The organism is Aeromonas sp. Y293-4, assembly GCF_027705905.1.
In the GTDB taxonomy this organism is placed as follows: Bacteria; Pseudomonadota; Gammaproteobacteria; order Enterobacterales; family Aeromonadaceae; genus Aeromonas; species Aeromonas veronii.
Genome location: NZ_JAPDCI010000007.1, coordinates 174,747 through 197,058, shown reverse-complemented (window position 1 = coordinate 197,058; position 22,312 = coordinate 174,747). Strand labels below are relative to the sequence as shown.

Genomic DNA, 22,312 nt, shown 5'->3' with positions numbered 1-22,312 from the left:
ACTCCTCCCTGTAATTGACGGAACGGCATGGGCGATCAACAGATCCGCGGCAGTAGTTCCCCTTGCGGTAGCTCCAGATAACGGCGGCTACCCCAGGGGTTGTTGAGGATCACCTTGTGGCGATCGCTCGCCTGCACCACGCCGATCTGGCTGGCTGCGGGGTTGAACTGCCGCAAGATGCCCAGCGCGTCCTGCGACTGTTCGGCAGGCAGGGCCAGCACCATGGTCCCCTCGTTGGCGAGATCATGGGGCTCGAAACCGTAGAGCTCGCACAGGCCGCGCACCGGATCGCACACCGGAATGGCGGACTCCTCCAGCTCGATGGCAACACCGGAGGCGCTGCTCCACTCGTTGAGCACGGCGGCAAGGCCACCGCGAGTGGCGTCGCGCAGGGCGTGAGGGGTAATCCCCGCTTTTAGCAGCGCTTCTACCTGCGGCCAGAGGGTGGTGCAGTCGCTCTTGAGATCCGACCCAAGTTGCAGGGCGTCGCGAGCCATCAGGATGCAGGCGCCGTGGCTGCCGATATCCCGCGACACCAGGATGGCGTCACCGGCTTTGAGGTTGCGCACCGAGATGCCCCGGCTTTGCTCAGGCAGCGGGAAGGTGCCGACCCCGCTGGTGTTGATAAAGATCTTGTCGGCTGCCCCCTTGGGCACCACCTTGGTGTCGCCGCAGACGATGCGGGCGCCGCTCTTGGCAAGCTCTGCGGCCATCGACTCGACGATGCGGGCCAGATCGGCGTAGGGGAACCCCTCCTCGATGATAAAGCTGCAGCTCAGATACTCGGGCTTGGCCCCCATCATGGCGAGATCGTTGACCGTGCCGGCGATAGCCAGCTTGCCGATATCACCCCCCTCGAAGAAGAGCGGCGAGACGGTAAAGCTGTCGGTGGTAAAGGCTACGGGGCCCTCTACCGGCAGCAGGGCGGCATCTTCACCGCGCAGCAGGATCTCGTTGCCAAAGTGGCGAAAGAAGAGCTGGTTGATCAGCTGGTTCATCTCGACACCGCCGCCGCCGTGGCTAAGTTGGATTTCTCTCATAGGGTCTGGTTCTCCACAAGATTGCAGAAACAGGCTGGTTCATCTCTCCTCATCACCCGACCGCCGTGGCTTAACTGAATTTCTCTCATTGGATCCCCATATATCGGTAGTAGGCATTGCAGGCCCCTTCGGAGCTGACCATGCAGCTGCCCATGGGCTGGGTCGGGGTGCAGCCCCGGCCAAAGACTTTGCACTGGTTCGGTTTGGCAAGGCCGCGCAGGATATCGGCGCACTGGCACGCCTTGTGGTCATCGATGGGAGTCTGATTGAGCGCAAAGTGACGCTCCGCATCGCGCTTGGCAAACGCATCGCGCAGGCGCAGGGCGGAAGCCTTGATATCGCCAAGACCCCGCCAGCGAAAGTGCTCGCGGGTCTCGAAAAAGCGCTCGACCAGCCGCTGGGCGGCTTTATTGCCGCTGGCGGTGACGGCGCGGCTGTATTGCACCTCCAGCGCGTAGCGACCCTCAACCTTCTGGCGCACCATCATCAAGAGCGCCTCCATCACATCCACCGGCTCGAAGCCGCTCACCACCACAGGTACCTGATAGCGTTCGACGATGGGCAGGTAGATATCGGCGCCGGTGATGACGCTGACGTGAGAGGTGCCGATAAAGGCGTTCACCTTGGCCACCCCGTCGGCCATCACCGCATGAATGGCGGGGGGCACCAGCACATGGTTGATATGAAACAGCAGGTTCTCAATCCCCTCAGCTTCAGCCGCAGCCAGCAAGGCGGCGGTCATGGGGGTGGAGGTCTCGAAACCGATGGCGAAGAAGACCACGGTTTTCTCAGGGTTCTCACGGGCGATACGCAGGGCATCGAGGGGGTCATAGACCGGGCGGATATCGCTCCCCTTGGCGCGCTGCTGGGCCAGCGTGCCTTTGGAGCCAGGCACCCGGATCATGTCCCCCAGGGTGACCAGAATGACATTCGGTTGACTCGCCAGCTCGATGGCCTGATCGATGCGCTCTTTGGGCATGATGCAGACCGGGCAGCCGGGGCCGTGAACGAACTCGATGCTGGCTGGCAGCAGCTGGTGCAGGCCGTACTTCATGATGGTGTGGGTATGGCCGCCACACACCTCCATCACCCGCAGCGGCTCGGGCAAATCCTTGGCCAGTTCTGTAATTTGGGCGGCGAGGGCACGGATCACCTCGGGCTGGCGAAAGCCCTGAAAGAGATCATTGAGGGTCAGCATGGCAAGATATCCTGTTTGGGCATCAGGGCCACCATCTGGCGGAAGCTCTCGAGGCTGGCCTGCGCCTCTTCCTGGTCAATCTTGCTCATCACAAAGCCGATATGGAGCAGCACATAGTCCCCCACCTGGAGAGGCTCCTCGAGCAGCATGCAGCTGACCCGGCGCTGTACCCCCAGGGTATCGACGGTGACGCAGTTATCTTCGGGGTGCAGCTGCACCACCTGAGAGGGGATGGATAGACACATGGATTTCAGGACTCCGACAAGGTGGCACAACCGGTGGTGACAGGCTGGTGCGTGGCAAGATGGTGGATGGCAAACCAGAGCTGACCGGCGGCGATGCCACCGTCATTGAGCGGCAGGGTTTCAGAGGTCAATACCTGCCGACCGGCGGCTTCGAGTGCGGGCACCAGCTGGTCCATCAGCACCCGGTTTTGAAAGACGCCGCCCCCCAGCGCCACCGGATAGCCGGGGAAGCGCTCGGCCAGAGCGATAACCAGATTACTGATGGCGCGGATAAAACCGGCGGCCAGGCTGGCGGTGGAGGTGCCTTTGCGCCGCTCGCTGACAAGTGTATTGATGAGCTCGGCCCACTCGATCTGCATTGGCCCCTCTGCTGATTGGCTGAGATCAAAGGTGAGGGGGAAGGGCTGTTCATCTGGGGTGAGCTGCAAGGCGGCTGCCTCCAGCAGGAGCCCCGCTTCGCCCTCGTAATCGGGGGTATCGATCACCCCCAAGAGCGCAGCCACCGCATCGAACAGCCGACCGATGGAGCTGGTGTAGGGGGTGTTGCGACCCAACTGCCAGAGCTGGTGCAGGTTGCTGATCCGCTTAAGGGGCAGTTGGTTGATCAACGGAATATCGAGGGCGCAGATCGCCTCAGGACTGTGCGATTCAAACAGCAGCCCCAGCAGCTGGCGCACCGGCTCGCGGATGGCCGCCTCGCCGCCGATCAGCTTGAAGGGTTTGAGGTGGGCAACCCGCTCAAATCCCTGAACGTCTGCGATCAGCAGCTCGCCGCCCCAGAGGGTGCCGTCATCGCCAAGGCCGGTGCCATCGAAGGCAACACCCAGCACCGGGCCCGTGATGTTGTGCTCGGCCATCACCCCCAGCAGGTGGGCGTGATGGTGCTGCACCTCGAGGTGGGTTGCATCCTGATCCTGGCAATAGCTTTTGGCCCACTGGTGGCTGAGGTAGCCCGGGTGGCGATCCGAGACCAGCACTTCGGGTTTGAGATCGTAGAGATCGCGAAAGGTCGCCAGGGTCTGCTCGAAGTGCTCCTGCATCGGCAGGCTGTGCAGATCGCCAATATAGGGGCTGTAGATGCGCTGGCGGCTGAAGGCGAGCGCCAGCTGGTTCTTCTGTTGCGCCCCGACTGCCAAGAGCGGCGCCTTGACCGCCTCTTGCAGGCTGGGGGTGCAGGGGGCATAACCCCGGGCGAGCCGTAACGTCTGGCGTCGCCCGCCTGCCCACTGCACCAGACTGTCGTCGCACGGGTGCAGGATGGGGCGGTTATGATCCAGGATGCCGTCAATCTCGCTGCCGAGCTCCCTGACCACTACCTCGCACTCGATAAGGATCGGGCTGCCGCGACCATTGGCGCTGGTGGCCACCAGCGGCATGGCGCAGGTATCCAGAAGCAGCTGATGGAGCGGGGTATAGGGGAGCATGATCCCAAGGTAGGGGATGCCGGGGGCGATCCCCTCGGCCAGCGGCGCGGTTGTCAGTAGGGATTCTGAGAGCCGATCATCGTTTTTGCGCTTGCGCAGCAAGGTGATGGGTCTGGCCTGAGAGGCGAGCAGTTGCCACTCGTCTTCGCTGCCGGTGACATGCAATTTGGCCTCGGCAAGGGAGCCCATCATCACCGCCAGCGGCTTGCGCGCGCGCCGTTTGAGCGTTCGCAATTTGGCAACACTCTGTTCATTGCGGGCATCACACATCAGGTGATAACCCCCCATCCCCTTGACCGCGATAAGCTTGCCTGCTTGCAGGGCGCTTGCTGCGGCCTGCAGGGCATCCTCGCGCTCGGCCAGTGCATCGCCACGGCCATTTCGCCAGCTGAGATGGGGCCCGCACTCGGGGCAGCTCACCGGCTGGGCGTGATAGCGTCTATCCAGCGGGTTTTCATAGGCCGCCGCGCAGCGCGGGCACATGGCAAAGCCCGACATGGCGGTGTGGGGTCTGTCGTAGGGAAGACGGCGGATGATGGTGTAGCGCGGGCCGCAGTGGGTGCAGTTGGTAAAGGGGTAGTGGTGGTGGCGATCGTTGGGGTTGGCCACATCGTTGGCGCACGCCTCACACATTCCCTGATCCGGCGAGATGGCGACCGTGGCGGCGCTCTGCTGCTGGCTGGCTTTAATTCGAAACTGGCCATGAAATTGGCCATCGAAGTCGGGATCATGAGCGAGGGGCAGTTCCCGCTCGCTGAAATGATCGATGCGGCTAAGGGGCGGCGCCTGTTCCCGCAGTTCGCGGGCAAAGGCGGCCAGCTGCTCAGGCGATCCTTCGGCGCCGATGGTGACGCCGTTGGCATCGTTCAACACATAACCGGCAAGGCCGTGGCGCAGCGCCAGCCCATAGACGAAGGGGCGAAAGCCGACCCCCTGTACGATGCCGTCGATATGAAATTCGCGGCGCAATCGGGTGGCCACAGGATTGGCAGAGCCAGAGGGGACGATGGTGGCGCTCATGCCGGCTCCATCTCATCTTGAGTCTGCGGCAAGCGCAGCACCCGGCGCTCGTTCTCCTCGCGCCGCACCCAGCCATCCATCTCCATGCGCAGGCAGAACGGAATGGCGTATTTGCGCGACAAGCCGGTGATCTCCTTGAGGGATGCCATGTCGATCAGATCTCCCACCTGCTGGCCCGCCAGCACGGCGGCGACCATCTGGTTGTAAAGCTCGGCGTCGTAGTAGATGGGGCCATCGAGTTGCACCAGATACTTGAGTCGCGCCAGATTGCGCAGCTGCTTTTGCAACGCGCCTTTTTGCTGCAAGCCCTGCTGCAGGGCGGCGGGCAGCTTGCGGGTGATAAAGGGATCCAGCTCCACGCCGCCGGGGCCCAGTTTACCGGGCTCGTAACCCTCCTTGCCTTGATCTCGCACCACCTTGAGCACCAGCTGTGCCTCTTCCCCCAGATCATCTTCCGACTCGCCGCTGCCCGGTTGCCACTTGTCATGGTGCAGGCGAATGTGCTGCTCGCTCTTGAGCTGCTGGAGCAGGGCCTGAGTGACCGGCAGGGCGATGCCAAAGCGGGTCGCAAGCTCGGCGGCACTCAGCGGTTCGCTGGCCAGCGTAGTCAGCAGTTGACCGCGACTTTGGGCCAGCCAGCAGTTATCCAGCAGCCACTCACCGAGGGGAGTGACCTGCTCTGGCTGCTGGTCAAAGCGGCTGGCCAGCACATAGCCGTTGAGCCCCAGTTGCAGGGTGGCCGGGTTGTAGTGTTTGAGCTCACCTGGCAGCTCGCCCAGCAGGGCGTGCAGCGCCTTGCGCCTGGCAGGGTGGATGTCGCCGCACCAAGCGATGCGGGCGCCGTGCAGCAGTTCGCTGCTGCCGTGGCGAATGATGGCAAGCGGCTGGCCGAAGAAGCAGGGAATAGGGGTGGCAAAGATCAGCCGTGCCAGCCGGGTATCCTTGATGGGAACAAAACGGGCCCGGCCATGCCAGCTGCCGAGGGCTACTTCCACTTCCTGCGTGCGTAGCGCCTTGCCGCTCAGGCTCTCGGCGTTTAGTCGCACGATAAGGTGGGTTGCCGCCTCACACTGGCCGACAGTGCTGGTCAGGCAGTGGCCACGGGCCACCTCCTTGTGGGGCACTTTTTTCAGACCCACCGCCACCCGACAGACGGCACCGATCTCGTCGACGCTCTGGTGATAGGCCTGCAGGGAGCGCACCTGCACCTCCCGATCTGCGGGGTAGAGGCGCAGCTTGTCCCCCACCTTGAGGCTGCCCTGTTGCAAGGTGCCGGTAAGCACGGTGCCGGTACCATTGGCGGTAAAGACCCGGTCTACATACAGTCGCGGTGCGGCCTGTTCGCGAGCCTCTTGTGAGGCTGGCAGATCGGCAAGCTGGCAGACGATGGCGGTGTGCAGGGCAGCCATATTGGCGCCGGTTTTTGCGCTGACGCTGACGATATCGGGCACCATACCGCTCTCGTCCATCACCCGCTCCAGCAGGCTCTCTTCCAACAGCAAAAGCTCGTCAGGGGAGACCAGATCGCACTTGTTGATGCAGACCAGCAGGCGCGGCACCCCCATCGCCTTGAGCAGGCGCAGGTGATCGCCGGTCATCGGCATCCACCCCTCGTCGGCGGCAATGACCAGCAGCACCAGATCCAGACTCCAGAGCCCCGCCACCATGTTGCGGATATAGCGCTCGTGGCCGGGCACGTCGATGACGCCTATGGTGTTGCCCTGACCGTCATCGAAGTGGGCAAAGCCGAGATCCTGGGTCATGCCGATGGCCTGCTCGTGGGCGCGGGCCGTGGTGATGCCGGTGAGGGCCTTGATCAGCAGGGTTTTGCCATGATCCACGTGGCCGGCAAGACCGATAACGGCGCGATAGGGGGTCATGGGATCAGGGCTCCTCGGTCGCATTTGTTGCATTGAACGGGGCGGGCAGCAGCAATTCCTTGAGTTGGGCGATCAGCAGTTCCATTTCGGTCGGCAGCAGGGTGGCCATATTGAGCAGCACCTTCTGCTGGCGCACGGTGGCGATGACCGGCACCGGCAGTTCGCGCAAATCATCGAGCAGCTGCTGGGCCGGGCGCGAGTCGGTGCACTCCAGCGCAGGGGCCGGGTAGAACTCGTCCGGCAAGGTGCCACCGCCCACCACCAGCTGGGCGGGGACCGGCACAAAACAGCCGGGCAGGGCGGCCATCAGCCGGGAGGCTCTCGCCTGCATGGCGGCAGAGTTGCTCAAGGTGCGCTGGGCGATACCCTCGCCGACGGGAGACTTGTTGAGCTTGTGGATGAGCAGGCGTTCGAGCAGGGAGTAGACGATGCGGCTCGGGCGGAAGGTGCGCATCATAGGGTGTTTTTCCAGCCGCTTGATAAGGTCGCTGCGGCCGCTGATGATGCCCGATTGCGGGCCCCCCAAGAGCTTGTCGCCTGAGTAGCAGACCAGATCCGCCCCCGCCTTGATGTACTGGCGCACCGAGGTTTCATCCGGTGCAAACTCTTCGGTGGTCAACCCCGAGCCCTGATCCACCGCCAGCACTACGTGCTCGGGCAGGGCGCGGGCCACTTCGCCGATATCGGGGGATTCGGTAAAGCCGCGAATGGCGAAATTGGATCTGTGCACCATCAGTACCAGCGCGGTCTGATCGGTGATGGCATCGAGGTAATCTTTGGCGGTAGTGATATTGGTGGTGCCCACCTCCACCAGTTTGGCGCCGGAGAGGGCCAGAATGTCGGGGATGCGAAAGCCGCCGCCAATCTGGATCTGCTCGCCCCGCGAGACGATCACCTCGCGCCCCTTGGCCACCTCCTGCAGCAGTAAAAAGAGCGAGGCGGCGTTGTTGTTGACCACCAGCGAATCCTCGGCCTGGGTGAGGCAACGGAGCAGGGGGGCGATCAGCCCCTTGCGCCCGCCGCGCTTGCCGGTGGCGAGGTCCAGCTCCAGATTGTTGTAGCCGGTGTTGAGGTCACGCACCTCGTCCCACAGCTCGTGACTTAATGGTGAGCGCCCCAGATTGGTATGCACCAGGGTGCCGGTGGCGTTGATCACCCGGGTTTGACGCTGGCGCAACTGTTGTCGGCAGCGCTTGGCAAGCAGCGCCTCTATCTGCTCGGGGGCAACGCCATGCTGGCGAAAATCTTCGCTCTGGCGCAGCTCGCTCAGGGTATCGCGCACCGCCTGAGTCACCAACGGGCGGCTCAGCGCCTCGATAAACCCGGCGAGAAAAGGTTGTTGCAGCAGCTGTTCTACTTGCGGCAGACGGCGGGTTTGTTGCTGTGAATCGTCGGCAGCCGTACCTGATGCGGGCTGGCGATGGGGGATGGCTGGCGCGTGAGACGAGTTCGGCATGGGATTACCAGTGCAGTGCGTGGGTTCGGGATGCGCACCGGTTTACCGATAGATAGGCCGAGCTGACGGGTTATGGCACTGCTGGCGATTTGCGGATGAGTGCAAATCGGGTGCATCAATGATCGGGTATAAATTAATTTTTCATTGATGCTGATAAATTAATTTTTGGCCAGCGAGATAACCTGAGTTCGGATTATATTGGCAAACGGCAAGCACCTTTTTTAAGGTATTCTTTCAAACATATTGAACAAACGATGAAAATAACACTCGGGCAAATAAACTCAGCGAGAGAGTATTTGTTCAATAGATAAATTTGGCGGAAGAGGCAGGAATCGAACCTGCCAAAGCCTTCTCGGCTCACATCGGTTTTGAAGACCGAGGAGGCCACCAGACCCCATCAACTTCCGTAACGGACGCCATTTTGTGGCAAATTTCTGTGACTGGCAACGCTTTTTTTGTCATAAAAAAGCGATGGTTAGCGATTTTTTGAAAAATTCAAAGAACCTTGTTTTATATCAAGTTCAGCACAATTAGCCCGATGTTTTTAATTTAACATCGGGCCTCGATCACATTGCCCAAAGCGTCAGTCAATAACGGTCGTTAACAACTCGATAAATAATCATCGCTTGGCGTTGGCAATATTCCACTGCTCCAGTTTCTCTATTAACAAGTCGGTATCCTTGGCTGCATCAAGGTGCTGATAAAGATAATCCATCGCCTCGCTCACCATCTCGGTCATCGGGAAAGAGAACGCCACGATGGCCGGTTGTACCCCGACAAAGATCACCTCTGGGACAAAGGTCTTGAGCTCGTCGATCAGGAAATTGAGCGGCATATTGTGGGTCGAGAAGATAAACATCTCGGCGATGGTCTCGGGGGGGATCACCTGCAGGGTACCCGCCTTCTCGCCGATCTCGGCGGCATCCACCAGCACCACTCGCTCCGGTTGCAGCTCCCGCACCTTGTAGACCACATTTTCCGGCGCGATGCTGCCGTCGATATGGATCCAGCCGGGCAGGGGGGCGGCTTGCAGCTTGTCGGCGAGATAGGGGCCGGCACCGTCGTCCCCCATCATGGCATTGCCCACGGTCAACACGAGATTGCAGCCCATCAGCGGCTCCTTACCATCAGGTACATATGGGGGTCGTTAAAGAGGGCGGTGAGCTGATCCATAAAGGTGTTGGTCCAGCCCAGCTCCTGCTCATCGAGTAGATTGTCGGCTTTGCGCAGTCGGTCGAAGGCGCAGGCCAGCATATGGCAGTGCTCGCGATAGATGGTGATCTCGCCAAAGGTGAGAAACCCCTCCATCTTGCGGCGCGCTTCACTCCCCTCTGGCAGCTTGGCTACCCAGTCGCGATAACCGGTCAGCGAGCAGACCAGGTCTGCTCGCAGGCAATCGACGATGCCGAGGTGGTGGCCGATGGCGAGGCTGTAGTACATCACCTCCTTTGCCTCTTCCGGCACGTCAAACTGCTCGTCGACGAACTTGCGCGAGAGTCGATAGAAGAAAACCTCGTCAGCCATGCACGGTCTCTCCCTTGCCGGCCGCCCGGTTAAGGCAGGCGTTTGCGAGGTTGTTGACGATCTCCGAGAGGCGCGGATCGTCGTGCTGATCGAGGTAGCTCTGGATGCGCAGATCCACATCCTGCTGGGTCGCCCCTTCGAGTAGGGCCATAAACTCGTCGGCGATGATCCGCCCCTGCCGATAACCGGCCATGCGGCGCGCTTCGCGCTCGATCATCACCCGAATTTCGTTGGGGATGCCGGTGTGGCGTAGCTCGACCCGCTCACCCGGTTGCACCTCGTGGCTGGTTGCTTTGAGTTTCTGCTCAAGCAGGCCGAGCGCCACGGCAAAGCCGTAGATGGTTGCCGCCGGTGTCGGAGGGCAGCCGGGGATATAGACATCCACCGGCACGATCTTGTCGGTGCCGCCCCAGACGCAGTAGAGGTCGTGGAAGATGCCGCCGTCACAGCCGCAGGCGCCATAGGCGATGCAGATCTTAGGATCGGGGGCTGCCTCGTAGGCGCGCAGGGCCGGTACCCGCATCGCCCGGGTCACCGCGCCGGTAAAGAGCAGAATGTCGGCGTGGCGGGGGGAGGCGACCACCTTGATGCCGAAACGCTCTGCATCGAACAGCGGGGTGATGGTGGCGAAGATCTCGATCTCGCAGGCGTTGCAGCCGCCGCAATCGACCCGGTAGACATAGGCCGAGCGGCGAATGTCTTTGAGCAGGGTCTTCTTGAGTTTGGTGATCTCGGGATCCTGTACCAGCGGCACGGCGCGGGTATGGGCATGGCCGACAACCGGTTCTATGCCTTTGATCTTGCTCATCACATCCACTCCTTTTGTGCGGCCATCGGTGTGGCTATCGGTGTGATCAGGGCCGAGTCAGGCTGGCTCAGCATGCTCTGTTTTCGTTTGCAGTCGGGGCAGTGGTGCAGTCGCTCCGGGGTCGCGAGTGGTGTGCCCGCCTGCTTGAGGGTGTCCTCCACCAGCGCCACCAGTTTGCTCGGGGCAAAGTAGGTGCCGCACAGGGTGCAGGGGGCCAGCGCGAAGCGGGCCTCCTCATAGAGATCCGCCTTGTTGGTTACCGCCAGTTCGAACTCGGGGGAGAGGGCGATGGCATGGGTCGGGCAGACCTCCTCGCAGCGGCCGCAGAAGATGCAGCGCGCCATGGAGATCTCCCAGCGCCGTTCGCCGGTCTCCATGTCCACTTCCATCACCAGCGCATTGGCCGGGCAGGCCTTGGTGCAGGCGGCGCAGGCGATGCACTGATCCGCCTGATATTTCGGTTTGCCGCGAAAATCCCGGTTCACCTCGTAAGGGGCGAAGGGGTACTTGGCGGTCGGGGTGCCAGCCTTGAGGATGGTCTTGAACAGCTTGATCATGATGACCCCTTATTTCAGCGGAGAGTTTTTGCGATCGATGCCGTAGCGCTCGATCTCCTTGTAGGAGACCACGGTGGATTTGCCCTTCTTGGGGTCGACCAGAGTGACCCGGTCGGTACAGGAGTAGCAGGGATCCAGACTGCCGATGATGAGCGGCGCATCCGCCACGGTATTGCCGCGCAACATGTAGCGCAGAGCAGGCCAGTTGGCGTAGGTGGCGGCGCGGCAGCGCCAGCGGAACAGCTTCTGGTTGTCTCCGGTCATGCTCCAGTGGACGTTCTCGCCGCGGGGCGCCTCGGTAAAGCCCAGCGCAAACTTGCCCGGCTGGTAGGTGAAGCCTTCGGTGAGCAGTGGCCCTTCCGGCAGGTGCTCCAGGCCGAACTCAATCATGTCGAGGGAGTCGTAGAGCTCGTGGATCCGCACCAGCACCCGGGACTGCACGTCGCAACCCGCCTTGGTCTGGATCTCCATCGGCAGCTCGCGGTAGCCGGCAAAGTCGTGGACCCGGCGCACGTCGCGCTTGAAGCCGCTCGCCCGCACCATGGGGCCGACGCAGCTGAAATCGCGGGCAATTTGCGGCTCGAGCTTGCCGATACCGATGAGGCGGGAGGAGATGTTGGCGGTATCCAGCAGCATGGCCACCAGGGGTTTGAGCTCATCACGGAGCTCCCGCACCAGCTGGGCACCCTTGATGCGATCTTCCTTGAAGATGTCGCGGCGTACCCCGCCAATCAGGTTGAGGCCATAGGTCTTGCGGGCGCCGGTCAGCAGCTCGGCCAGGGTCATGGATTTCTCCCGCACCCGGAAGAACTGCATGAAGCCGGTGTCGAAACCGGTGAAGTGGCTCGACAGGCCGATGTTGAGGATATGGCTGTGCAGGCGCTCCACCTCCAGCAGCACGGCGCGGATCATCTTGGCCCGCTCCGGCACCGTAATACCCATGGCGTTCTCCACCGAGGTGGTGTAGGCGACGCTGTGGGTAAAACCGCAGATGCCGCAGACCCGGTCGGTCAGAAACGCCACTTCGTTGTAGCCCATGCGGGTTTCCGCCAGCTTCTCCATGCCGCGATGGACATAGAAGAGGCGGTAGTCGGCATCGATGATGTCTTCCCCATCGACGAACAGACGAAAGTGGCCCGGTTCATCCGAGGTGATGTGCAGCGGGCCGACCGGCACGATACGGTTGGCATCACTGCCCAGCTCGTTGACGAAGGGGTAGGTCTCGGTGTCGGTGGTGGGCATAGGGCGCTGGCGGTAATCCATGGCGTCCTTGCGTAGCGGGTGGATATCCTCCGGCCAGTCGTCCGGCAGCACCAGACGGCGTTCGTCCGGCAGGCCGATGGCGCGCAGGCCGTACATGTCGCGGATCTCTCGCTCGCCCCACACCGCCGCCGGAATGGTCGGGGTGATGGAGGGGTACTCCTGGGTATCGGCATCTACCAGCACCTTGACGGTGATCCAGCACTTGGTGTCGCCCTCCATGGAGAAGACGTGGTAGACGGCGAAGTGGCCGTTGAGGCTGCGCTCGTCATTGGCAAAGGAGAGCGGAAGCCAGCCCCCCAGCTGATGGAAGATCAGACTGGCGGTCTCGACCAGACTGGTGGGCTTGACGGTAATGGTGGCCTGATCGGCGGTTTGCCACTCCTCGTCGACGATGGCGTGGGGCAGTTGGGCTCGCACCTGCTGGATGTAGTCGCAGCCGATGCGATCCGAAATGGCGATGGTCATGCAGTTCTCACTTTAATGTTCGGGAATGAGCATTCACAAATGATGAAATCGGAAAAAGTTGCTGTGCTGGCGGGCATGGCTCAGACCCCGACCAGATAGGCGAGCAGCGCCAGCAGGGCCAGCCCCAGCCCAAAGCGGGTGAGCCTGTGGGTGCGCACGAACTGGGTACGGGCCATGGCGTTTTCGATGATGCCGGCCAGCAAAAAGGCCACCAGCAGCTTGCAGACTAGGATCAGCGCTGCGCCGATGAGCGCAGGCAGACTCCAGTTGGCCGCCTTGCCAAAGGGCAGGAAAATCACCAGAAAGAGCTGCACCACCACCAGTTGCTTGAGGCCGATGGAGAGCTTGAGCAGGGCGAGGCCCGCACCGGAATACTCGGTAAGCGGCCCCTCCTGCAGCTCCTGCTCGGCTTCGGCGCAGTCAAAGGGCAGCTTGCCCATCTCGACAAACACCGCGAAGGCGCAGGCGGCACCGGCCAGCAGGGTGGCGATGGGGGCGGCCAGTGGCTGGGTCGCCACATAGCTGCTGATATTGCCCAGATCCGAGCTGCCCACCATCATCGCCATGATGAAGCAGGCGAGCACCAGAATGGGTTCCACCAGAATGCCGAGGGTCAGTTCGCGGCGGGCACCGATCCCTGCAAACATGCTGCCGCTGTCGAGCCCCGAGAGGGAGAAGAAGAAGCGGAAGATGGCGAACAGATAGATGTCGGTGATGAGATCTCCGGCGATGGGGAAGGGGGACTCATGAGTCAGGGTCGGCAGCGCCATCCCTACCAGCAGCAAGGCGGCAATGAGCAGCGCAGGCATCAGGTTGAAGATGATGCCGGCAGGCTCGGGAGTTACCTCCTGACGGCGCAGGAGCTTGGCGATATCCCGGTAATCCTGCAGCAGGCCCGGCCCCTGACGGGAGTGCATCTTGGCCCGCAGCACCCGGTTGAAACCGGTGGCGAGCGGCGCCAGCGCCAGCATGGCGATGGCCTGGGTCAGGGCGAGGGCAACCATGCCCCAGCTCGGCATTTCAAGAACAGGCATATCAGACTCCTACAGCCATCAGGATAAAGAGCGCCAGCACAAGGCCGTGCAGCAGCCAGCCAGTCGTCCCGCTGGTATCGCTCACCCCGTGCAGGGCGCTGGCCAGATCGAGCTGCGGCTGCTTGCGATAGAGCGGCGCGCAGAGTTGGCGCAAGGTGTGGGTGACACCACCCGAGGTGAGGCTCATGCGCTCCTCATAGGCGTAACCGCAGGCCCACGGAGTGCCGGCGTGACGACGACCCAGCTTGGGCCCTTTGAAGATGGCCAGTACCAGCAGCGGAATGAGGAACAGCCCCAGCAAGGTGATGGCGATAACGGGTGGTGAGAGGATCGCTTGTGAGCAATCCAGCGGCAGCAGGGTGGCGCCAGTGGCCACGTTCATTTGGCCGCTTACCAAGGCTTGGCCATAGCTGGCGATATGGGGGGCAATCCAGGGGGCGCCAAGACCCAGCACCAGACAGACCGCGGCCAGCAGCAGGGTACCTGCCACCATGGCGCCCGGCACTTCGCGGGCATGGCTCGCTTTCTCGCTGCGCGGTGCGCCGCAGAAGCAGATGCCGTACACCTTGACGAAACACATCACCGCCATGGCGCCGGTTACTGCCAGCATCACCACCGCGAGCGGCGCGACGACAGAGGTGCCGAGCTTGGTCATGGAAAGGAACGACTGGTAGATAAACCACTCGCTGACAAAGCCGTTGAGCGGCGGCAGCGCCGAAATGGCCATGGCACCGATCAGGAACGCCAGCGCGGTCCACGGCATCAGTTTGGCCAGCCCCCCCATCTTGTCCATGTCACGGGTGTGCAGGCGGAACATCACCGAGCCGGTGCCCATAAAGAGCAGGCTCTTGAAGATGGCGTGGTTGAGCAGGTGATAGAGGGCGCCGAGCAGCCCCAGCACCACCAGTGCCGGTTGCTGGTTTGCGATGCCGATCATGCCGATGCCCATCCCCATCAGGATGATGCCTATGTTCTCCACCGTGTGGTAGGCGAGCAGCCGCTTGAGATCGTGCTCGGCCAGCGCAAACAGCACCCCGAGCACTGCCGAGCAGGCACCAAAGATCAGCACCACATAGCCCCACCAGAGCTGGCTGGCGCCGAGAAAATCGATGCTGACCCGCAAAATGCCAAAGAGACCCAGCTTCACCATCACGCCGGACATCAGCGCCGAGATATGGGACGGCGCAACGGGCTCGGCCACCGGCAGCCAGCCGTGCAGCGGCACGAAACCGGCGCGCAGGCCAAAGCCGCAGAAGCTGAGCAGGAACACTAGCGAGGCCAATGCGCCCGCCAGATGGTGTTCACGCAGCGCGGCGAACTCCAGCGAGCCGCTTTCGCGGCAGAGCAGCCAGAAGGCGATCAGCACCAGCGCCATGCCGATATGGTTCATCACCAGATAGAGACGGCTCTGTTTGGCGGCCTCGGGGTTGGTCTTGACCAGCCAGTAGGTGGTGAGGGTTACCAGCTCGTAGCAGAGCAAGAAACCGAGTGCGTTGTCGGCCAGCACCATACCCACCATGGCAAAGAGGAAGAGGTTCATCAGCGCACCGATGGCCACATCCCCCTTGCCCTGATATTCGCGGATATAGGCAAAGGAGTAGAGGGCGACGGCGACGCCGACGGTGCTGATCACCAGCAGCATCAGCGCGGCAAGCATGTCGAGGTGAACCGAGCCCAGCAGCCAGAGCTGGCCGTCGACGGGGGCGCCTTGGGTAAAGATCTGGATGGCGGCGACCAGACCCGCGAGCGACCCCAGCAGGGCAAAGCCACTATTGAGACGGTTGGCCAGTGCGGGCAGCTTTTGCAGCAGCAAACCGGCGGCAGCGCCCAGCAAAAAGAGCAGGAGCGTAGCCATTACAAGGGGGGACAACATCAGCGAACTCCCTCTGTGGTGGATAAATCGGATGCAGGGATCGCCGTGGCAGGCGCCGAGAAGGCAGAGGCCCCTTGCGGGTTGGTGTCGGCCGCTTGCTGGCGACGGATACGGGCGGCGCGTTCGGTGTCGCCGTCATTGACCAGCTTCAGTGCCTGGGAGGGGCAGGCACCGACACAGGCCGGGCCTTCGCCGCGAAACTCGCACAGGTCGCACTTGACCGCGATGCTGCGCACCCCCGGCTCCCAGCTCAGCAGATCCTCGCCAAAGCAGCGCAGGCCGGCAGAGGTGGAGGGGTTGCTGGAGCGGATGGAGCAGGGGATATAGGTGTCGTAACTGGTGGCCACAGCCACCGGACGGCTGCCGCCGCTCTGGATGGCGCCAAAGGGACAGGCCACGGCGCAGAGATTGCAGCCGATGCAGAGCGACTCGTTGAGTTGCACGCAATCGCCGGTCTGGCGAATTGCCTCGACCGGGCACACCTTGATGCAGGGGGCATCGTCACAGTGACGGCACTGAACCGGCATGGTCGCCTGCTCGTGTCGCATAACGGTTAAACGGGGGGCTTGCTGCAAACCTTGCGCCTTGTGTACCTCGCTGCAGGCCGCCATACAGGTGCCACAGCCGATACAAAGCTTGGGGTCAGCGATAACGAAGCGGTTCATAGCCTACCTTGTCGTGTCGCGAACGGAGAAAGTAGGGGCAGGTTGGCAAGATACGGGCCAGAATGGTTTTTACAGAAAAATTGGATTTAAGTGGCTGTTTTTAAATGAATAAAAACCTTCGTGTAGTTGAGTGAACGCGCTGAGGTGGCTGTCGAACTGTGACGTTCGTCACTTGTGACGAAGCCACCAAGAGGGTTCGTCACCTTGGAAAACGCAGCATGAGCAGGGTGCAAAGAACGCAGTGAATTGCACCACTCTCCAACATATGTGTGCGGTGCACGGCGCTGCGCTTATTGCACCCTACGGTGGGATGTCTGTGGGGGGCGATGTGGTTTGCCCCCTTCTCCCCTCGCGGGAGAAGGGCTGGGGATGAGGTGGGAGGTCAGCCATATGTTCGCGGTGCACGGCGCTGCGCTTGTTGCACCCTACGGCGGCCTGTCTGTTCGGATAGAGGCCGTCTGTATTGAAACCGTAGGTTCGATTAGCGAAGCGTAATCGGACGCACGAGAACCGAACCATATCGGCAGCATGCCGGGAGTAGGGGGCAAAGAACGGAGTGAATTGCACCGTTTACAGCATATGGTCGTGGTGGTTTGCTCCCTTCTCCCCTTGCGGGAGAAGGGTGGGGATGAGGGGGCCGGTAACTGGGTTAACGGAAACAACAGAGGGAGGCCAATGCCTCCCTCTCTATTGCTGACGTTTTCTATGCCATGAAGAGGCCATCAAGCCGCTATCAGATATCCACCTGGGAGCCCAGCTCGATAACCCGGTTGGGCGGGATCTCGAATTGATCCGGGGCCCGCAGGGCGTTGCGCTGCAGCAGCATAAAGAGCTTGCCGCGCAGATAGAGATACCAGGGGCGGTCTTTCATGATGAGCGACTCGTGGGCCATAAAGAACGAGGTCTCCATCATCCGGCAGCTCAGCCCCTCGGCGTTGCAGCGGTGGAAGATCTCCTCCACGTTCGGAGTCTCGCGCCAGCCGTAGCTTGCCACCACCCGCCAGAAGGTAGGGGAGAGCTGCTCGATGCAGACCCGGCGCACATTGTGGACGTAGGGGACATCCTCCACCCGCAGGGTGAGCAGGATGATCCGCTCGTGCAGCACCTTGTTGTGCTTGAGGTTGTGCAGGAGCGCATGGGGGATCACATTGACCACCCGCGACATATAGACAGCAGTACCGGCCACCCGGGTCGGCGGGGATTTCTCCAGCGAGGCGATCATCGGCTCAAGGGAATTGCCGTGCTCGTTCAGGCGACGAATAAGCTGGAAACGCTCGCTCTTCCAGCTGGTCATCACGGTAAACATCACCGCCCCCAGGGTGAGCGGCAGCCAGCCACCGGAGAAGATCTTGGCGAGGTTGGCGGCAAAGAGCGGCACATCGATACAGAGCAGCGCGGCAAACAGGATGGCCACCAGATACTTGTTCCAGTGCCAGCTGTTCTTGGCTACCGAGCAGGAGAGAATGGAGGTGAGCACCATGGTGCCGGTTACGGCGATGCCGTAGGCCGCCGCCAGATTGCTGGAGTGCTCGAAGCTCATGATGACGATCACCACCGAGATATAGAGCATCCAGTTGATGACCGGAATATAGATCTGGCCGGACTCCTGCTCGGAGGTGTGAACGATGCGAATGGGGGAGAGATAACCGAGCCGCACCGCCTGACGGGTCAGGGAGAAGACCCCGGAGATCACCGCCTGCGAGGCGATCACCGTCGCCATGGTTGCCAAGAGCAGCAGCGGCACCAACGCCCATTTCGGCGCGAGCAGGAAGAAGGGGTTGGCAATGGCGGCGGGGTTGCTTAGCAGCAGCGCCCCCTGACCGAAGTAGTTGAGTACCAGGGAGGGCAGCACCACGATAAACCAGGCGAGGCGAATTGGATTCTTGCCAAAGTGGCCCATATCCGCGTAGAGCGCCTCCACCCCGGTGATGGCCAGCACCACGGCGCCGAGGGCAAAGAAGGAGGTGGTCTGGTACTGGACAAAGAAGCGCACCGCCCAGATGGGGTTGAGCGCACCCAGCACCTCGGGGTTATGGATGATGCCGCGCAGCCCCAGCACCGCCAGCGTCATAAACCAGATCAGCATGATGGGGGCAAACAGCTTTCCCACCATGGCGGTGCCATGTTTCTGGATGGCAAACAGCAGGGTCAGCACCAGCACCGAGAGAGTGACGATATAGGGGTCGAGGGCGGGGGTGAGAATGCTCAGACCCTCGATGGCCGACATCACCGACATCGCCGGGGTGATCACCACCTCGCCATAGAAGAAGCTGCCGCCAATCAGGCCGAGGATGATCAGCAGTGGCGTCCAGCGGGTGGAGGCGTTGCGGGTCGCCAGCGACATCAGGGTGAGAATGCCACCCTCGCCGGCGTTATCGGCCCGCATCACAAAGGAGAGGTACTTGACCGACACCACCAGGATCAGCAGCCAGAAGATCAGCGAGAGAAAGCCGAGAATGGAGGCCGGCTCGACGCCGAATCCGAATTGACCTGACAGGCACTCGCGCAAGGTATAGAGCGGGCTGGTGCCGATATCGCCATAGACTACGCCAATCGCCGCCAGCATAACGCCGGGAGTGGCTTGTTGTTTATCACAGTTCATGAGTTCATCTTGTCAGTTTGATGTTTACACGTTTGCCAACGCACAGCTGCCCGACCTATCAGGAGAGTCGTGATATTTAATCGGGAGAGAATTAATGGATTGCGATGGGAAAGGGCGCTAACGGAATAGTGATCTGCTTGTCATGGAACACAGTCTGTTCATCTGCCATTAAGCTTATAATGACACACACTCTGCGGGACTATGCTCAGTTATAAATAATCAAAAGTTCAATTTGAGTAAGAGAATTAATTATCCGGCGATTGAAATATATGGCGGGGAAGCGGGCAACCGTTTGTTTTATCTGAGGAAGTGGTTTGGCCACTATTTTTTACCGAGGTGAGTGAAAAACAGACGATAAAATAGTGACTAATTAATTGCTGGCAGGATGGCAAAGGGGAGGGGCTTGGGTAGCAATGGAGTCTTTATTTGGAAGGAAAAATGTAGGGTGCAATGAACGAAGTGAATTGCACCAAGTATTAAAATTGGCAAGAGGTGCAATGCGCCGCGCTTATTGCACCCTACGGTGATTATTACTCTCCATGATAGAGCTTCAATAAAAAGTAGCGGTCAGGACTATTTTTAATGCCGCTCACTTTACCGACTATTTTAAATCCCATTTTTTCATAAAATTTGGGTGCCTGAAATGAGAGAGTATCGACTTGAGCTGCAATACAGCCTCGTTTTTGTGCCTCACGTTCAGCAATCTCCATTAATTGAATGCCGAGACCCTGTCCTCTCTTGTCATTGTGTACCCAAAGTACTTCGATCAACAGTTGATGATAAATAGTACGTCCGGCAATGCCACCGACAACTTCGTCATTATCATCATGAATGGCAACAATTAAAGGTTGGGAGCGCTCCTCACCCATTTTATCAAAGTTAAATTGTCTAAGGTTATCAACAAGTACATTGAAGATGTCATCTTTATGTTCATTATGGATTTTTATATTCATCAAATCTTACTCCATTAAAATGTAATCGTAGGGTGCAATGAACGAAGTGAATTGCACCAAATATTGAAAGAAGCAAGAGGTGCAATGCGCTGCGCTTATTGCACCCTACGGAACTGGAATATCAGAGTTCATCATATGTGATGATTTCAATTTTATCCCGGCTAACACCACACTTAAGGAGGCTTTGTATATATTTTTCTTTATCTGACGCTTGGTAGCAATAAACTTTCCACATTACATCTCCAACCTGATTCTTGATACGATGAAAGTATGGCAAATCAATATTGTTTAATGAATGGCCGATAATCACCACCTCATTAATATCATTGAGGCTTGAAAAATACCCCTCATTTTTATCTAGCACAGCTTCAACAGGTTTTCGTAGGGCGTATAGAGGAGATCTGGCAATACTTTCTGCTTCTGAAAATATATGACCACTATATTCTCCATCCTCATCAAACTCTGATGGTTCTGTAATATTCTCTCCATGGCCAAAAATCAGTTCACTGTGTCGACTTACACTTCCATGAATATGGAAAACACGTTCATCTTCAATATTGTAGATGGATTGAAGTGTTGATGTGTAATTAAAGGTAATAAATGCTGAATTAGTATTGAAAGTCATTTTTTGAACAGCATTAGTCACATCAATACTATCAACCCAGTCAATAAATGTTTCTTCGATAGTAGAAACGTGATTTTTGGTTTGTTCAGTAAGTTCATCCTCTAAACCATAAATATCTCTTGGTCTAAAATCTTCTGAATTAACATTGACCTCATTATGAATCGAAAAGAAGTTATCTGCGTCAAATTTACCAAGCGCATTTTCAAAATCATGCCAAGGCTGGTGCTCACGTAAATCAAATGAGTAGTATTCTTCTATTTCATCGAGGAAGTCTTTTGCAAACCCATAAAAATCGTTATAGCTTGTAGGTAGATCATGCCATAAGTCAAATCCATTACCAATTATATACAGTGTCTTCATATTGAAAGTATTCCAGCTTAACTTGGCTTTTAAGAAATATATTTTTGATTATTAATAATTCCCTAGGACTGCTCATTTTTAATAAATTAATCTGTACGAAAACGATCTTTGTGGATCTGGTTGCCAACTGGCACATATTAACCGGAGGGATAGAAAACTGAAGGGGCAGGGGCCTAAAACCGGCTCTGGCTCAACAAATTAGTCAATAAGTGTCTAATTTTTGTTTGGTTTGACTTGGTGATGACTTGCCAGCTCGATAGCAAAACCAAACAACTTGTCATCGCCTCAAGCGGCTTTGGCGTGCTGTACAGCCCATTTTTGGCCCTTGGCATGGCTTTTCTCCCGGGATTTCGTTCCTCCGCTTGTCCGGTTTAGGGCAGCCGATCCTGGTTGCAAACTCCTTCGAATGGTTCCGTCACACGGCTGGGGCAGGGGCTGGTCAGCCGGTGTCGAGCTCGTCACTTTTGTCGTGTCGATCACACTTCCCAGCCCGTCGTCACCCTCGTCAGGGGCGGCAAGTCGCACGTATTCCTTTCTGATTACTCCTTTATTTTCAGTTGCTTGTGATTTTTTATCGCCCCCTTGGCCCGTTTTGGTCTGATAAATGCTTTGTGGGGGGCTGGCCGCCTCTTTGCCTGTCGGCGGGCGGCCCGGTGTAACGAACCATTTAGGATCCCTCTCTATGAACAGCTTCGTGATTGCAGATCCCAGTCTCTGTATTGGGTGTCGTACCTGTGAGGTGGCCTGCGCCGTTTCACACCAGTCAGGGTCTTGCAGCGGGACCCTTGAGCGGGAGGGCGGCCTGCATCTTGCCATCGAGGATGGACATCTGGTCTCCAGGGACAGCTACTTTCAGCCGCGCCTGAAGGTGATCGTGGGCAGCAAGGTGACCACGCCGGTGCTCTGCCGCCAGTGTGAAGACAAGCCGTGCGCCATGGCCTGCCCGAACAATGCCATCGTCAGCGAGGATGGCTGCGTCAAGGTGTTGCAGGAGCGCTGCATTGGCTGCAAGTCCTGCGTGGTGGCCTGTCCTTACGGCGCCATGGCGGTGGTGCTCAAAGAGGTGGCACCCGCTGCCGATTCGCTCTTCAAGCGTCCGCAGACCAAGGCGCAGGCGCTCAAGTGCGATCTCTGCCGTCACCGCGAGGCGGGCCCGGCCTGTGTCGAGGTGTGTCCGACCCAGGCGCTGCGGCTGGTCACGCCGGAGCATCTTGAAACCCTGAACCGGCAGAAGCAGCTGGCCAGTGCCGAGGCACTGCTGGCGATGCCGGCGCGGGTGTGAGCGGGCTTGCCGAGCCGTTTTTCGTTAACAAACAAGAG

18 protein-coding genes and 1 tRNA gene are annotated in these 22,312 nt (G+C 59.4%); 1 reads left to right on the top strand and 18 read right to left on the bottom strand.

Going from position 1 to position 22,312, the window contains the following annotated elements; translation table 11 throughout:
* Window positions 1–35 precede the first annotated feature (35 nt).
* The 18 genes from hypE to OKC31_RS10285 all read right to left on the bottom strand — a co-directional run bounded on the left by hypE (window position 36) and on the right by OKC31_RS10285 (window position 20,992).
* Window positions 36–1,040 (bottom strand): hydrogenase expression/formation protein HypE, encoded by a 1,005-nt coding sequence (gene hypE / locus OKC31_RS10370; RefSeq protein WP_270656934.1) that lies wholly within the window; start codon window positions 1,038–1,040, stop codon window positions 36–38.
* Between the two features lie 85 nt (window positions 1,041–1,125).
* The gene (gene hypD, locus OKC31_RS10365) at window positions 1,126–2,238 is read right to left on the bottom strand and encodes a hydrogenase formation protein HypD (RefSeq protein ID WP_270656933.1); all 1,113 of its coding nucleotides are present in this window, start codon (window positions 2,236–2,238) and stop codon (window positions 1,126–1,128) included.
* Window positions 2,232–2,483 carry a HypC/HybG/HupF family hydrogenase formation chaperone gene (locus tag OKC31_RS10360; protein WP_005351497.1) on the bottom strand — a complete coding sequence of 84 codons (252 nt, stop codon included), beginning with the start codon at window positions 2,481–2,483 and terminating at the stop codon, window positions 2,232–2,234. The genes hypD and OKC31_RS10360 overlap by 7 nt, the downstream gene beginning before the upstream one ends.
* 5 nt (window positions 2,484–2,488) lie before the next feature.
* Window positions 2,489–4,927, bottom strand: a complete 2,439-nt coding sequence (gene hypF / locus OKC31_RS10355; protein ID WP_270656932.1) for a carbamoyltransferase HypF — start codon at window positions 4,925–4,927, stop codon at window positions 2,489–2,491.
* Window positions 4,924–6,807 (bottom strand): selenocysteine-specific translation elongation factor, encoded by a 1,884-nt coding sequence (gene selB, locus OKC31_RS10350; protein WP_270656931.1) that lies wholly within the window; start codon window positions 6,805–6,807, stop codon window positions 4,924–4,926. Before selB ends, hypF begins: the two co-directional genes overlap by 4 nt.
* A 4-nt stretch (window positions 6,808–6,811) precedes the next feature.
* Window positions 6,812–8,263: an L-seryl-tRNA(Sec) selenium transferase gene (gene selA, locus OKC31_RS10345; RefSeq protein WP_270656929.1), complete on the bottom strand. Its 1,452-nt coding sequence runs from the start codon at window positions 8,261–8,263 to the stop codon at window positions 6,812–6,814.
* Between the two features lie 314 nt (window positions 8,264–8,577).
* Window positions 8,578–8,669: transfer RNA gene (locus OKC31_RS10340), tRNA-Sec, on the bottom strand.
* Between the two features lie 213 nt (window positions 8,670–8,882).
* Window positions 8,883–9,374, bottom strand: a complete 492-nt coding sequence (gene hycI / locus OKC31_RS10335) for a hydrogenase maturation peptidase HycI (RefSeq protein WP_270656927.1) — start codon at window positions 9,372–9,374, stop codon at window positions 8,883–8,885.
* The gene (locus OKC31_RS10330) at window positions 9,374–9,787 is read right to left on the bottom strand and encodes a formate hydrogenlyase maturation HycH family protein (RefSeq protein WP_011706331.1); all 414 of its coding nucleotides are present in this window, start codon (window positions 9,785–9,787) and stop codon (window positions 9,374–9,376) included. Before OKC31_RS10330 ends, hycI begins: the two co-directional genes overlap by 1 nt.
* Entirely contained in the window at window positions 9,780–10,595 is an 816-nt protein-coding gene (locus tag OKC31_RS10325; RefSeq protein WP_270656926.1) for an NADH-quinone oxidoreductase subunit B family protein, read from the bottom strand. Before OKC31_RS10325 ends, OKC31_RS10330 begins: the two co-directional genes overlap by 8 nt.
* Window positions 10,595–11,152, bottom strand: a complete 558-nt coding sequence (locus OKC31_RS10320; protein WP_219280463.1) for a formate hydrogenlyase complex iron-sulfur subunit — start codon at window positions 11,150–11,152, stop codon at window positions 10,595–10,597. Before OKC31_RS10320 ends, OKC31_RS10325 begins: the two co-directional genes overlap by 1 nt.
* 9 nt (window positions 11,153–11,161) lie before the next feature.
* Entirely contained in the window at window positions 11,162–12,880 is a 1,719-nt protein-coding gene (locus OKC31_RS10315) for a hydrogenase large subunit (protein ID WP_270656925.1), read from the bottom strand.
* Window positions 12,881–12,960: 80 nt separating this feature from the next.
* Entirely contained in the window at window positions 12,961–13,914 is a 954-nt protein-coding gene (locus OKC31_RS10310; RefSeq protein WP_270656923.1) for a respiratory chain complex I subunit 1 family protein, read from the bottom strand.
* Window position 13,915: 1 nt separating this feature from the next.
* The gene (gene hyfB / locus OKC31_RS10305; protein WP_270656921.1) at window positions 13,916–15,787 is read right to left on the bottom strand and encodes a hydrogenase 4 subunit B; all 1,872 of its coding nucleotides are present in this window, start codon (window positions 15,785–15,787) and stop codon (window positions 13,916–13,918) included.
* The gene (locus tag OKC31_RS10300; RefSeq protein ID WP_270656919.1) at window positions 15,787–16,452 is read right to left on the bottom strand and encodes a 4Fe-4S dicluster domain-containing protein; all 666 of its coding nucleotides are present in this window, start codon (window positions 16,450–16,452) and stop codon (window positions 15,787–15,789) included. Before OKC31_RS10300 ends, hyfB begins: the two co-directional genes overlap by 1 nt.
* A 733-nt stretch (window positions 16,453–17,185) precedes the next feature.
* On the bottom strand, window positions 17,186–19,054 hold the full coding sequence (kup, locus tag OKC31_RS10295) for a low affinity potassium transporter Kup (RefSeq protein ID WP_013723794.1): 1,869 nt from the start codon (window positions 19,052–19,054) through the stop codon (window positions 17,186–17,188).
* Between the two features lie 530 nt (window positions 19,055–19,584).
* Complete coding sequence (locus OKC31_RS10290) at window positions 19,585–20,007, bottom strand: GNAT family N-acetyltransferase (RefSeq protein WP_270656917.1); 423 nt, start codon at window positions 20,005–20,007, stop codon at window positions 19,585–19,587.
* Window positions 20,008–20,128: 121 nt separating this feature from the next.
* Window positions 20,129–20,992 carry a bacteriophage abortive infection AbiH family protein gene (locus tag OKC31_RS10285; protein WP_270656916.1) on the bottom strand — a complete coding sequence of 288 codons (864 nt, stop codon included), beginning with the start codon at window positions 20,990–20,992 and terminating at the stop codon, window positions 20,129–20,131.
* A 682-nt stretch (window positions 20,993–21,674) separates the two neighbouring features.
* Here OKC31_RS10285 and OKC31_RS10280 point away from each other — a divergent pair.
* Entirely contained in the window at window positions 21,675–22,274 is a 600-nt protein-coding gene (locus OKC31_RS10280) for a 4Fe-4S dicluster domain-containing protein (RefSeq protein WP_005333302.1), read from the top strand.
* Window positions 22,275–22,312: the final 38 nt, after the last annotated feature.

What these genes read in the sequence shown, in the direction of transcription:
- selB (WP_270656931.1), bottom strand. Translation starts at nt 6,807, where the DNA reads ATGACCCCCTATCGCGCCGTTATCGGTCTTGCCGGCCACGTGGATCAT.
- hyfB (WP_270656921.1), bottom strand. Translation starts at nt 15,787, where the DNA reads ATGTTGTCCCCCCTTGTAATGGCTACGCTCCTGCTCTTTTTGCTGGGC.
- hycI (WP_270656927.1), bottom strand. Translation starts at nt 9,374, where the DNA reads ATGGGCTGCAATCTCGTGTTGACCGTGGGCAATGCCATGATGGGGGAC.
- kup (WP_013723794.1), bottom strand. Translation starts at nt 19,054, where the DNA reads ATGAACTGTGATAAACAACAAGCCACTCCCGGCGTTATGCTGGCGGCG.
- OKC31_RS10280 (WP_005333302.1), top strand. Translation starts at nt 21,675, where the DNA reads ATGAACAGCTTCGTGATTGCAGATCCCAGTCTCTGTATTGGGTGTCGT.
- OKC31_RS10300 (WP_270656919.1), bottom strand. Translation starts at nt 16,452, where the DNA reads ATGAACCGCTTCGTTATCGCTGACCCCAAGCTTTGTATCGGCTGTGGC.
- selA (WP_270656929.1), bottom strand. Translation starts at nt 8,263, where the DNA reads ATGCCGAACTCGTCTCACGCGCCAGCCATCCCCCATCGCCAGCCCGCA.
- OKC31_RS10320 (WP_219280463.1), bottom strand. Translation starts at nt 11,152, where the DNA reads ATGATCAAGCTGTTCAAGACCATCCTCAAGGCTGGCACCCCGACCGCC.
- OKC31_RS10315 (WP_270656925.1), bottom strand. Translation starts at nt 12,880, where the DNA reads ATGACCATCGCCATTTCGGATCGCATCGGCTGCGACTACATCCAGCAG.
- OKC31_RS10330 (WP_011706331.1), bottom strand. Translation starts at nt 9,787, where the DNA reads ATGGCTGACGAGGTTTTCTTCTATCGACTCTCGCGCAAGTTCGTCGAC.
- hypF (WP_270656932.1), bottom strand. Translation starts at nt 4,927, where the DNA reads ATGAGCGCCACCATCGTCCCCTCTGGCTCTGCCAATCCTGTGGCCACC.
- OKC31_RS10290 (WP_270656917.1), bottom strand. Translation starts at nt 20,007, where the DNA reads ATGAATATAAAAATCCATAATGAACATAAAGATGACATCTTCAATGTA.
- hypD (WP_270656933.1), bottom strand. Translation starts at nt 2,238, where the DNA reads ATGCTGACCCTCAATGATCTCTTTCAGGGCTTTCGCCAGCCCGAGGTG.
- OKC31_RS10325 (WP_270656926.1), bottom strand. Translation starts at nt 10,595, where the DNA reads ATGAGCAAGATCAAAGGCATAGAACCGGTTGTCGGCCATGCCCATACC.
- OKC31_RS10310 (WP_270656923.1), bottom strand. Translation starts at nt 13,914, where the DNA reads ATGCCTGTTCTTGAAATGCCGAGCTGGGGCATGGTTGCCCTCGCCCTG.
- OKC31_RS10285 (WP_270656916.1), bottom strand. Translation starts at nt 20,992, where the DNA reads ATGAAGACACTGTATATAATTGGTAATGGATTTGACTTATGGCATGAT.
- hypE (WP_270656934.1), bottom strand. Translation starts at nt 1,040, where the DNA reads ATGAGAGAAATCCAACTTAGCCACGGCGGCGGCGGTGTCGAGATGAAC.
- OKC31_RS10360 (WP_005351497.1), bottom strand. Translation starts at nt 2,483, where the DNA reads ATGTGTCTATCCATCCCCTCTCAGGTGGTGCAGCTGCACCCCGAAGAT.